Raw genomic sequence first — 12076 nt, 5'->3', positions numbered from 1 at the left:
GAACCGCTGCGATTAAAAGTGAAAAAAAAGGCGGCTCCTTATACAAGGGCCGCCTAATATCCTTACAAAACTGGACTATATAGTCGCTTCTTTGTCGATACGAGACTCTTTCAGCACCTCTTTCACGCGCTTTAAACTCTCTCTGAAACGTGGGCCGCGGCGCAGGGTGAAACCTGTGGCCAACACGTCGACAATTACCAGCTGTGCCAGGCGCGATGCCATGGGCAGATACATGTCGGTATCTTCAGGCACTTCCATGGTGACGGGGAGGGTGCATTCGGCGCTGAGCGGCGAGTTGCGCGAGGTGATAGCGATCACCGCGGCGCCGTTCTCGCGGGCTAGGCGCGCGATATCGATGAGTGACTTGGTGCGGCCTGTGTGGCTGATCAACACGACCACGTCGCCTTCGCTACTGTTGATGCAGCTCATGCGTTGCATCAGTACGTCGTCGAAGCAGATCACCGGGACGTTGAAGCGGAAAAATTTGTTTTGTGCGTCATGGGCGACAGAGGCCGATGCGCCAAGGCCGAAGAAGGAAATCTTCTTTGCCTGGGTAAGAATATCGACGGCCTTGTTGATGGCTGCCGTGTCCATGCTCTGTCTAGCCGTATCCAGTGCCGCCATAGAAGACTCGAAGATCTTGGTGGTGTATGAATCTGGACTGTCGTCTTCCTCGACGTGGCGACTGACATAGGGGGTGCCATTAGCCAGGCTCTGTGCTAAGTGCAGCTTAAAATCGGGAAAGCCTTTAGTGTCGAGACGGCGGCAGAAGCGGTTCACCGTAGGCTCACTCACATCGGCCATTTTGGCTAAGGTGGCGATGCTGGAGTGAATCGCGGTTTGTGGTGACGCCAATATCACCTCAGCCACTTTACGTTCCGACTTACTGAAATGTGTTAGGTTTTTCTGAACCTTTTCTAGGGTATTCATATGCGTACATCCACTGGATTGTAATGTAATTATATTTATTCTTTTATGTCATGATAGAACCAAACAAAAAGTGCTACAGTTTGGTTTATATGACGAATTATGATCTAACTACAGAGCAAACTTTCTACTATATATAGTAATTTAATCACAAAAAGCATATCAGATTTTGGTGTCTCGTTGCTAGTTTACTAATAGGTCATTTTTTGCAAAATTTAGATGCAATTAACAAATTCTGTTGTTATATTACAACAAACATGTGAGCTTCTCATCGAAACGATGGGACACAGTACATAGGAGATTTTTAAGCTATGGGCATGACATCACCAGAAGCCAAAGCTTGTGATTTTGTATTGTTCGGCACCAAAGGCGACCTCGCCAGACGTAAGTTACTCCCTTCGCTTTATCAATTGGATAAGGCCGGTCTGCTCAACGAGGAGACTAAGATAGTCGGGGTAGCCAAAGACGCCTTTAGCCATGATGAGTATCAGGAGCTGGTTGTCACGGCGCTAAAGAGCTTCGTTAAAGAAGCCTTGTGTGATGAAACCCTTACGCGATTCCTCCAGCGCTGTGTCTACATTGGGACTAACTTCACCGAGGCAGAAGGTTACAGTGCCTTCCATGAGATCCTCGATCCCAAGAAGCGCGTCATGGTGAACTACTTCGCGACGCCGCCGGCCATCTTTGGCGATATCTGTCGCTGCCTGCATGAACAAAACCTCATCTATCCAGATACCCGTGTCGTCCTCGAAAAGCCCATCGGCTCAGATCTCGCTTCTTCTAAAGTCATTAACGATCAAGTCAGCGCCTACTTTAATGAAAACCAGGTCTATCGTATCGACCACTATCTAGGTAAAGAGACGGTACAGAACCTGATCGCGCTGCGATTCGCTAACTCCTTGTTTGCCTCTAAGTGGGATAACCGTACGATCGACCATGTGCAGATCACCGTTGCCGAAGAGGTAGGTATCGAAGGACGTTGGGGTTATTTCGACAAAGCGGGTCAGATGCGCGACATGATCCAAAACCACCTGCTGCAGGTGCTCACCCTAGTCGCCATGGATCCACCGGTTAACCTGGACGCTGACAGCATTCGTGACGAGAAGGTAAAGGTACTTAAGTCACTGCGTAAGATAGATGCCGATAACATCTATGAAAATACCGTACGCGGACAATATTCGGCCGGTTTCTTAAAGGGCGCTCCTGTGCCTGGCTACCTCGAAGAGGAAGGGGCTAACACCCAGTCTCACGCCGAGACCTTCGTCGCCCTGCGCGTCGATATCGACAACTGGCGCTGGGCCGGCGTGCCTTTCTATCTGCGTAGCGGTAAGCGTATGCCGACCAAGAGTTCTGAGATTGTCGTCTATTTCAAGAACCCTCCTCACAACTTGTATCGCTCGAGTTATCGCAACCTACCGCCGAACAAGCTGACTATTCGTCTGCAGCCTCACGAAGGGGTTGAGATTCAGATGATGAACAAGGTGCCTGGTCTAGAGCAGAAACAAAGATTGCAAACCACCAAGCTGGATTTGAGTTTCTCCGATACGTTTAAAAACGATCGCATCGCCGATGCCTATGAACGTCTATTGTTAGAGGCCATGTTGGGCAATCAGGCGCTGTTTGTGCGCCGCGACGAAGTCGAGCAGGCTTGGACCTGGGTCGATGGCATCATCCAAGCGTGGGAAGAGAGCAACGAGAAGCCTAAGCCATACCCGGCAGGTAGCTGGGGCCCCGTGGCATCAGTCGCTTTGATCGCTAAAGACGGACGCTCTTGGGACGAGTAAGGAAAATTTAAGATGATTAAAGAATCCGTATTCAAATCTTTTGATAGCAAAGCCAGCCTAGAGGCACAACTGGCCGATCGCATCGCCGAGCAGCTACAGGCTGCCATCGATGCTCGCGGTAAGGCGAGCCTGGTCGTGTCTGGCGGCTCGACGCCCCTGGCGCTATTTAAGTTGTTAAGCCACAAGGCAATCGAGTGGAACGATGTTTATATCACCCTGGCCGATGAGCGCTGGGTCGATAGTGAGCACAGCGATTCTAACGAGCGCCTGGTGAGACAGCACCTGCTGCAAAACCGCGCCGCGGGCGCCAAGTTTCGCGGTCTGAAGAATATGTTTACCAAGCCAGAGGCTGGGGTCGACATGGCTATAGAGCAGCTTGCCAACTTCCCGAAACCCTTCGATGTGGTGGTGCTTGGCATGGGAAACGATGGCCATACCTGTTCCTGGTTCCCTTGCTCGAAAGAGATAGAGCAGGCATTGAGCACCCAGGCACTCTGTCTGGCGGTGAATCCGGGCGAGGCGCCACACGGACGCATGACTATCTCTAAGACTGGGATCTTAGCGTCACGCCAAATCTATTTACACATAGTCGGTGAACAGAAGCTAGCCGTTTACCGACAGGCGCTTGAGAATGACGATGCTAAGGCGATGCCGATACGTGCGGTACTGGCCCAGCATAAGACACCCGTCGATGTTTATTGGAGCGCTTAAGGAGCGATTATGCATTCAGTAGTACAGTCAGTTACCGACAGGATCATTGCCAGAAGCAAAGCGACTCGCGAAAAGTATCTTGCGGCGCTGGGCGAAGCAAAAGCTAACGGCGTTCACCGCAGCAGCCTAAGCTGTGGCAACTTAGCCCACGGTTTTGCCGCCTGTAGCCCGGCGGATAAGAATGCCATCAAGACATTCAACAAAGCCAACATAGGTATTGTCACCGCCTTCAACGATATGTTGTCGGCCCATCAGCCATACGAGCATTACCCTCAGCTGCTGAAAGAGGCCTGTCACGAGGTTGGCAGCGTTGCCCAGGTGGCAGCCGGTGTGCCAGCCATGTGTGACGGTGTGACCCAAGGGCAACCTGGCATGGAGCTCAGTCTGCTGAGCCGCGAGGTAATTGCCATGTCAACGGCTGTGGGTCTGTCTCACAACATGTTTGACGGCGCCTTGCTATTGGGGATCTGTGACAAGATAGTTCCAGGCCTGTTGATCGGCGCCCTTAGCTTCGGTCATCTGCCCATGCTGTTTGTACCAGCCGGCCCGATGAAATCCGGTATTCCTAACAAAGAGAAGGCGCGGGTTCGTCAAAAGTTTGCCCAAGGGCAGGTGGATCGCGCCGCGCTATTGGAAGCAGAATCTAAGTCTTATCACAGTGCAGGTACTTGTACCTTCTACGGTACGGCAAACAGTAACCAGCTGATGCTTGAGGTAATGGGGCTGCAACTGCCAGGTTCCTCATTCGTGAATCCTGATGATCCGCTGCGTGAAGCCCTCAATAAGATGGCGGCCAAGCAGGTGTGTCGTCTCACAGAAATGGGTACTCAGTACACGCCAATCGGTGAGGTGGTTAACGAGAAATCTGTGGTCAACGGCATAGTTGCCTTGTTGGCAACGGGTGGCTCAACCAACCTGACCATGCATATCGTTGCCGCTGCCCGTGCTGCCGGGATTATCGTTAACTGGGATGATTTCTCTGAGCTGTCAGATGCCGTGCCGTTACTCGCCCGCGTCTATCCTAACGGTCACGCCGACATCAACCACTTCCACGCCGCTGGCGGCATGGCCTTCCTGATCAAGGAACTGCTCGATGCCGGACTGCTGCATGAAGATGTGCTGACGGTGGCCGGTCCTGGTCTGCGTCGTTACACCCAGGAGCCACGCCTTATCGACAATGAATTGGTTTGGGTCGAAGGCCCAAGTCACTCTCTGGATAAAGAGGTGCTGACGGCCGTGGCATCGCCATTCCAGGCCAACGGTGGATTGAAGCTGCTTAAGGGTAACCTGGGTCGTGCGGTGATCAAGGTATCAGCGGTTGCCGAATCGCACCGATTTGTCGAGGCGCCAGCCGTGGTGATCGACGATCAGAACAAACTCGAAGGCTTGTTCAAGGCCGGAGAGCTCGACAGAGACTGTGTCGTCGTGGTTAAAGGCCAAGGGCCCAAGGCGATCGGTATGCCTGAGCTGCATAAGTTAACGCCAATCCTGGGCTCGCTACAGGATAAAGGCTTTAAGGTTGCGCTGCTGACCGATGGCCGTATGTCTGGTGCATCCGGTAAGGTGCCTGCGGCGATCCATCTGACGCCAGAGGCATTAGACGGTGGTCTGATCGCTAAAGTTGAAAATGGTGACCTGATTCGTGTCGATGCTAATACAGGTGAGGTGAGCCTGCTGGTCGATGAGGCTGTACTGGCGAGTCGTGAAGCGGAAAAAGTCGATCTACGCAGTACCAGTTTCGGCATGGGCCGCGAACTGTTTGCAGCCCTGCGTTCCAATTTAAGTAGTCCAGAGACGGGTGCACGCTGCACCACGACCATAGACGAAAATTATTAATCATTGAGGAAGCTTTTAGCAATGGCTGAGAATAACTGGTCAATTCAACCCCAAGATATTTTTAAACGTAGCCCGATCGTTCCCGTCATGGTGATTAATAAGATTGAGGATGCGGTTCCACTCGCCAGAGCCCTGGTCGAAGGTGGCATCAGCGTATTGGAAGTGACGCTGCGTACTCCCTGTGCGCTGGAAGCGATCACCAAGATCGCCAAAGAGGTGCCCGAAGCCTTGGTTGGTGCGGGTACTGTGCTTAACGAAGCGCAGCTGCAGCAGGCAATCGATGCCGGAGCTCAGTTTGTGATCACCCCGGGTGCCACGCCTGAGCTGCTAAAGGCGGCGATGAAAGGCAGTGTGCCGTTAATCCCTGGCGTTGCTAGCATCTCTGAGGTGATGGCGGGTATGGCCTTGGGTTACACCAACTTTAAGTTCTTCCCTGCTGAGGCATCTGGCGGCGTGAATGCGCTGAAGGCTTTCTCTGGTCCGCTAGCCGACATACGTTTCTGCCCAACCGGTGGTATTACCCCGAGCAGCTACAAAGATTATTTGGCGCTTAAGAATGTCGATTGTATCGGTGGCAGCTGGATTGCCCCAACCGATGCGATGGAGCAGGGCGACTGGGCGCGTATCACTCAGTTGTGTAAAGACGCCATCAACGGCCTGTAATTACGCTTTGTAATTACAGATAGCGTTATAAAAAAACCTCTGCCTAGGCAGAGGTTTTTTGTATCTGATTAATATGAGCTACAGGTCGTCAGCCTGAACAAAACTACTTGGCTTCGCTGTACTGATAGTCGCTGCTGGCCTGCCAGATGCGGTATCTAAGCTGAGCACCTGCTGGCAAGTAAAACACCTTAGGTAAGCGACTGTCGTAGGCTAAGGTAAGTTTCTCAGGCAGGGTGAGAAATGCTGTCTTCTTTGCCTTATCGAAACAGGCCATCATGGTGCTAGGACCTTGATGTATGGCATCCACCTGATAGTAGTTATAGCCCCAGCCTTTTACCGTATGCTGAGTTATCTCCCCCGACAGCCCATGCTTGTTGCAATCTACCTCTTCGCTACGGCCGATGGCTATCTCCAGGCGATAGTCGCCCTCATTGGCAAGCTTTGGCAGGGTAAGAATATGTTGCACCAGGCCGTCTGTTGGCGCAGGAAACATCTTAGTTGCATCCTCGGCTTGATAGTCGCTTGCAGAGTAGCTTATTGCGACCGGCATGGTTAACTGCTGTGGCTTAGCCGGACTGGTCGCCTGGGCACAAAAGGTGCTAAGGGAGAGACCCAGGCCGATTAATAGGGAAGATGTATATTTGTTCAATGGTAATTTCATGAAAGCTCCTAGCGTTAAATTGAACGGTTATACCAGGTATAAACGCTAGCATAGAGGAAAAGGGTTAAAAGCAAAGAATAATTTTTAATTTATTGTTTTTAGGTAATTTTTAATATGGCTTGTGACGAGAATGGCAGTTTTCTATTCGAACATCTCATGTTTGTTTACTTTGAAAATCAAACTAGTTAATATGCTGACTGTTTGGTTTTCAAAGTATTTGGGCTGAGCGTCTCGGGTACTGATAAACACAAACTGCTAGCTTCGAATCAATAAACGAGCCTATGTACAAAGCTATGTACGTACCTATATACGAACCAGTAGAAGTTAACCGTTAAAAGCTAAACAACCCAAGTTAACTAGCCAAAGTTAATTAACCAAAGTAAACAGCAAAAGCTAACCAATAAAAACGAATAGAGAAACATTCATGCCTAACGTAAAGGATCATCTAGCCCCCTGGCAGCACAGCCACCAGTTCGCTAATTTAAACAGTGATGGCGAGCGCAACACCCGTTATGTGTTACTGCTAACCCTATTTACCATGATCGCCGAGATTGTTGCTGGTACCGTATACGGTTCGATGGCCTTATTGGCCGACGGCTGGCATATGGGTACCCATGCCGCAGCGTTTCTCATTACCCTGTTTGCCTATCACTATGCGAAGAAACATGCCAACAGCCCTGATTTTGCCTTTGGTACAGGTAAGGTTAGCGTATTAGGGGGCTTTACCAGTGCCGTTGCACTCGGACTGGTAGCGCTGCTTATGGTGGTTGAGTCGGTGAGCCGCCTGTTTAACCCCGAGCAGATCCACTTTAACGAAGCCATCTTTGTGGCGGTGATCGGCCTGACGGTCAATGTAATTTCTGTGTTTCTGCTAAAAGACCACCATGGACATCACCACCACGGGCATCATCATGATCACAGTCACGGGCATCATCAGGCTCACAACCATGAGTACGCACACAGCCACGAGCATGATCACAGCCATGAGCACGATAATAGCCACGACCTTCACCACGACAGTCATCACCATGATCATAGCCACGAGCATGACGCTCATTACCACGTTCATGAGCATAAACATGAAAAAGCGCATGCACACGGTGACAAGGGTCATCATGATCACAACCTGCGCGCTGCGTATTTCCATGTAATGGCCGACGCCTTGACCTCTCTGCTCGCCATTGGCGCCTTACTGTTCGGTAAGTATCTGGGACTCACCTGGTTAGATCCCGTGATGGGCGTGGTTGGCGCTGTGATCATCACCAGCTGGGCGTGGGGCTTGATGAAGCAAACTGGGCCGATTCTGCTCGATGCCAGCATAGAGAAACAATACGTTAAGCAGATGGTCGAGTTGATCGAGGCCGAGCAAGATCATCAGGTGAGCGACATTCACGTCTGGCGTGTTAGCGCCGATCATTATGCCGCCATGGTCTCTATCGTCAGCCATGCGCCGAAGGAGCTGGATTATTTCAAGCAGAAGTTGGCCAAATTTGAACGTATTGACCATCTTACGGTCGAACTCATCACTTGTCGCCAAGTAGCTTGCCAAGGGGCTGAATAAGCTTAAGTTTCGAACTCTTTAAAAAGGAATTGTGCGTTAACGATGAATAAAGACCTATTGAGCCACACCATAGTCGAATTTTATGAAAAGCTCTCCTCTTGGGAGATGGCCGTAGTCAAGGATGCCGGCCACTCCTTGCCTCAGATCCATGCCGTTGAGATTTTGGGCGGCAATGGTGACATGCGCATGAAAGAGCTGGCGGAGAAGATGGGGATCACCACAGGTACTCTGACGGTGCAGATCGATAAGATGGAGCAGGCGGGTCTGGTGGCACGCAAGGCCCACCAGCAAGACAGACGCTCGATTCTGGTTGGTCTAACCGAACAGGGGCAGGCTGTCTACCGAGAGCATGACCAACTGCACCATGGCTTGTCCGATCAACTTACCGCTAAGTTCTCCGACAGCGAACGTGAGCTCTTGCTGAGTTTTTTTCAGCGCATGAACAGCGAGTTTTAACCCGCAACTCATGCACTGCGTCTGTAAAAACACTTTTTTTTCACCTCGGGTGTGTAAACTCCCGAGTGTTAATTCAAAACTTTCAAAGATGCTGGTTAATAGGCTTACGCTATAAGCAAATAGCAGTTAACAAATGGCCTTTCAGCTATCGCCCTTAAATCATAGCTGTTAACAAAGGTGTTCTGTGCCTGTGTTGGTTGGCGGATAGCGATTACAATTGTGGCGCGCTGTGTTGATTGGTAATATTGCCGCAACATTTCTGCGCCAAGGCTATCCGAATTTTGACTAAAGGCAAAATTTTGATACCTAAGTGCTATGTGAGAAGTGCTATTAGCTAAGTACTTTTAGTTAAGTGCTGCTAGCTAACTGTTAAAAGTTAAGTGCTAAAAGTTAAGTGCTTTGAGCATGAATTGCTTCTGACTCAGGCCAGGTTTGGCCCTGATGTGAAAGATGATGCAGGAAATGAAAAAGAAGTCTTGGCGTTATTTGATTGGCAGGTCGTTATAACCGGCGGCTTGGCGAGTTATTTAACGTCATTTTAGGTTTATTTACAGAGAGAACACTCAGTGCTGTCACGCGTTAAAACCCTTTCGGTGAATCAGTTTACACTGATCACCGCGTTATTTTATGTAGGCGTATTTAATATTCCGCTGTTTCAGATCGTTCAGCAGGGTATAGAGAAGCAGGGTGAGGTTAATTACCTCTTCATTGCCACCATTCCGCTATTTCTTATCTTCGCGTTAAGCTTCATCTTCTCGCTTTTTTCGGTGAAGTATCTGCTTAAGCCGTTTTTCATCATCGTTACCCTGATCTCTTCCAGTGTGTTTTTCGCCGCGCTGCAATATGGCGTCGTGTTCGATTACGGCATGATTGAAAACACAGTGCAGACCAACAGCGCCGAGGCCTTAACCTATCTTAACTGGTCTTCAATCTTAAACTTTACCCTGACCGGATTGCTGCCGGCGCTGCTGATCTTTAAGGCCGATATCGTCTACAAGCCTTTCCTGAAAGAGCTACTGCATAAGCTTGCCTTCATGTTCGCCATGCTTGCCGGTATCGCGGTGATCGGCTTCTTCTATTATCAAAACTATGTCGCCTTTGGCCGTAACAACGATCAGATGAAGCGCTACATAGTCCCGACCTATGCCATCGGATCTATGATCAAGTATGTCAAGGTTAACTACTTCCAGGAACCGCTGGTCTATAAGGTGCAGGGCAAAGATGCCAAGAATCTGACCCTAGATCATAACGACAAGCCTAACTTGGTCGTGGTTGTGGTCGGCGAGACTGCCAGGGCCCATAACTATGAGTACTATGGCTATGACAAGCCAACCAACGCCCATACCAAGGCTTATGACATGATTGCCTTTAAAGATACCGAGTCATGCGGCACGGCAACGGCCGTATCTCTGCCATGTATGTTCTCGAGTATGGATAGAGAAGATTACGACGCGCGCCAGGCACAGGCCCAGGACACCGCCATGGACGTGCTGGATCACGCTGGTATCTCGCTGGACTGGTTGGATAATGACAGTGGCTGCAAGGGCGTGTGTGACCGCGTTAAACACATCAACATAGATCTCAATAGCGACCCAGAGCTCTGCGACGGTCACTACTGCTACGATCAGGTGCTGCTGAATGAACTCGATAAGCGCCTTGCCGACGGTGTCACCAAGGATACCCTTATCGTGCTGCACATCATAGGGTCACACGGCCCGACTTACTATTTGCGCTACCCAGAAGCCCATCGCAAGTTTGTGCCCGATTGTCAGCGTAGCGACATCCAAAACTGCAGCGATGAAGAGTTGATGAATACCTATGACAACACCATCTTGTATTCCGACTATATTATCGCTCAAGTGATCTCACGTCTCAAGGCGCAGCAGAACAAGGCCGATACCGCCTTGCTCTATGTGTCCGACCACGGCGAGTCGCTGGGGGAGAGTGGCATGTACCTTCACGGCGCACCTTATACGATAGCACCGGATGAGCAGATCAAGATCCCTATGCTGGCCTGGCTCTCAGCGGATTTTGCCTCCGAAAATGGTTTAGACAAGCAGTGTCTACGTGAATACGCCACCAAGGGCGGCTTCTCACACGATAACCTCTTCTCCAGCCTGCTTGGTCTGATGAACGTATCGACCGAGGTGTATCGCAAGGAGAAGGATCTATTTGCGACTTGCCGGGTAAAATAGTGGTTTGTAACATAAAAACAACAAAAATAGCTGGTAAGGCTTAAAATTTTCGTTATTGTAGAGATTGCGCCTTCATTCATTAAATTACGCGGATGAAGGCGCCGAGTGTGCGCTAGTGTTTCTCTAATAATAAAATGGCGAAAATCTCTATGAATTTGGCTAAACAACTTACCGAGACCGAACTTTCCGCTAAAATTCTCCGACATGCCGTTCCGCGCATGTCAGAACTCAATATCCCAGTAACCCCAGATAATTATGCCGTTTGGTATGAGTATTTCCGTGGGGTCAATCTGGATCTTAAGCGCGCCATCGACACCCTGGTGGCCAGTCGTGCTCAGTTTACCTCTGAGGTCAATGCCGGCCTTTATAACAGCTTCATTCGCGAGCAGTCACCCGAGGTGATCGAGAATGTGCAGATTGAGACGCAGATCTTGATCAATAATTTTATGACCCGTTTATCCGAGGTCACTGCAGGTACGGCGCAATTTAATCTAAGCCTGACCACCTTTCAGCAGAATATCAGCCAGGACCCAGACCCTAAAACCCTCGAGCGCCTGGTCGATACCCTGGCCGAAGAGGTGTCTCAGGTGGTGCTCAGCAATCGTCAGATGGAAGCTAATCTGAAGACGATGAATCAGGAGGTCGCCGCGCTGAAGGCGGAGATGGAAGATCTCAATATCGCCGTGATGACAGATCAGCTCACCTCGCTTCGTAACCGCCGCGCCTTCGATGAGGAGGTGCTGGGTCATATTCAAAGGTTCAGAAGAGAGCAGCGCCTTAGCAGCTTGCTGCTGGTCGACATCGACAACTTTAAGCAGTTTAATGACACCCACGGTCATTTGGTGGGCGATAAGGTACTTGCCTATATCGCACTGGCATTAAAACAAGGGGTGAAGGGGGATGACTTTGTCGCGCGTTACGGCGGTGAAGAGTTTGTGATCTTGCTGCCCGATACCGAGCACTCTGGCGCCATGGTGGTGGCCGAGCAACTTAGGGCTCGTATCGCCGAGCGTCATCTAAGCATAGGCAAAGACAAGAAGCTTTCACTTGGGGCGATCACCGTCTCCATAGGGGTGGCGACACTGCGCCATGATGATGACAGAGAGTCTTATCTGGTGCGCGCCGATGAAGCCCTATACAGAGCCAAGTCGGCGGGCCGTAACTGTGTGAAGGGCTAATAGGCTCAATAAGTAACTGTTTCAAAGGCTAGCTCTGTTGTGAGCTATCTTCTCTGTATGCAGGTGTGAAAGCAGATTTAGCAGCTAAACGTAAAATGGTTAGT

10 protein-coding genes are annotated in these 12076 nt (G+C 50.3%); 8 read left to right on the top strand and 2 right to left on the bottom strand.

Going from position 1 to position 12076, the window contains the following annotated elements; translation table 11 throughout:
- Window positions 1-75 precede the first annotated feature (75 nt).
- The gene (locus K0H80_RS10405; RefSeq protein WP_041511193.1) at window positions 76-930 is read right to left on the bottom strand and encodes a MurR/RpiR family transcriptional regulator; all 855 of its coding nucleotides are present in this window, start codon (window positions 928-930) and stop codon (window positions 76-78) included.
- A 308-nt stretch (window positions 931-1238) separates the two neighbouring features.
- Here K0H80_RS10405 and zwf point away from each other — a divergent pair, with 308 nt between their 5' ends.
- Genes zwf through K0H80_RS10385 form a run of 4 tightly spaced genes read left to right on the top strand, consistent with a single transcriptional unit; the run spans window position 1239 to window position 5921 of the window.
- Window positions 1239-2711, top strand: coding sequence for a glucose-6-phosphate dehydrogenase (gene zwf, locus K0H80_RS10400; protein ID WP_041511194.1), 1473 nt, complete (start codon window positions 1239-1241; stop codon window positions 2709-2711).
- Window positions 2712-2723: 12 nt separating this feature from the next.
- The gene (pgl, locus tag K0H80_RS10395; RefSeq protein ID WP_220071510.1) at window positions 2724-3422 is read left to right on the top strand and encodes a 6-phosphogluconolactonase; all 699 of its coding nucleotides are present in this window, start codon (window positions 2724-2726) and stop codon (window positions 3420-3422) included.
- Between the two features lie 9 nt (window positions 3423-3431).
- A complete protein-coding gene (gene edd, locus K0H80_RS10390; protein ID WP_220071509.1) occupies window positions 3432-5258 on the top strand; it encodes a phosphogluconate dehydratase in 1827 nt (608 codons plus the stop codon).
- 21 nt (window positions 5259-5279) lie between these two features.
- Window positions 5280-5921 carry a bifunctional 4-hydroxy-2-oxoglutarate aldolase/2-dehydro-3-deoxy-phosphogluconate aldolase gene (locus K0H80_RS10385; RefSeq protein ID WP_144204237.1) on the top strand — a complete coding sequence of 214 codons (642 nt, stop codon included), beginning with the start codon at window positions 5280-5282 and terminating at the stop codon, window positions 5919-5921.
- 103 nt (window positions 5922-6024) lie between these two features.
- On the opposite strand, the gene eco is transcribed toward K0H80_RS10385, so the two are convergent.
- The gene (eco, locus tag K0H80_RS10380) at window positions 6025-6582 is read right to left on the bottom strand and encodes a serine protease inhibitor ecotin (RefSeq protein WP_220071508.1); all 558 of its coding nucleotides are present in this window, start codon (window positions 6580-6582) and stop codon (window positions 6025-6027) included.
- 424 nt (window positions 6583-7006) lie between these two features.
- Between eco and dmeF the strand changes: the two genes are divergently transcribed.
- From dmeF to K0H80_RS10360, 4 genes are all read left to right on the top strand, one after another.
- On the top strand, window positions 7007-8143 hold the full coding sequence (dmeF, locus tag K0H80_RS10375; protein WP_220071507.1) for a CDF family Co(II)/Ni(II) efflux transporter DmeF: 1137 nt from the start codon (window positions 7007-7009) through the stop codon (window positions 8141-8143).
- Between the two features lie 42 nt (window positions 8144-8185).
- On the top strand, window positions 8186-8599 hold the full coding sequence (locus K0H80_RS10370; protein WP_220071506.1) for a MarR family winged helix-turn-helix transcriptional regulator: 414 nt from the start codon (window positions 8186-8188) through the stop codon (window positions 8597-8599).
- A gap of 566 nt (window positions 8600-9165) precedes the next feature.
- Window positions 9166-10794 carry a phosphoethanolamine transferase gene (locus tag K0H80_RS10365; protein WP_220071505.1) on the top strand — a complete coding sequence of 543 codons (1629 nt, stop codon included), beginning with the start codon at window positions 9166-9168 and terminating at the stop codon, window positions 10792-10794.
- A 149-nt stretch (window positions 10795-10943) separates the two neighbouring features.
- On the top strand, window positions 10944-11972 hold the full coding sequence (locus K0H80_RS10360) for a GGDEF domain-containing protein (RefSeq protein ID WP_220071504.1): 1029 nt from the start codon (window positions 10944-10946) through the stop codon (window positions 11970-11972).
- The last annotated feature ends 104 nt before the right edge of the window (window positions 11973-12076 follow it).

It is taken from the genome of Shewanella aegiceratis (assembly GCF_019457495.1).
GTDB classification, from domain to species: Bacteria; Pseudomonadota; Gammaproteobacteria; order Enterobacterales; family Shewanellaceae; genus Shewanella; species Shewanella loihica.
Note: the sequence above shows the minus strand (reverse complement) of the source record. Positions and strands in the feature narration are given on the sequence as shown.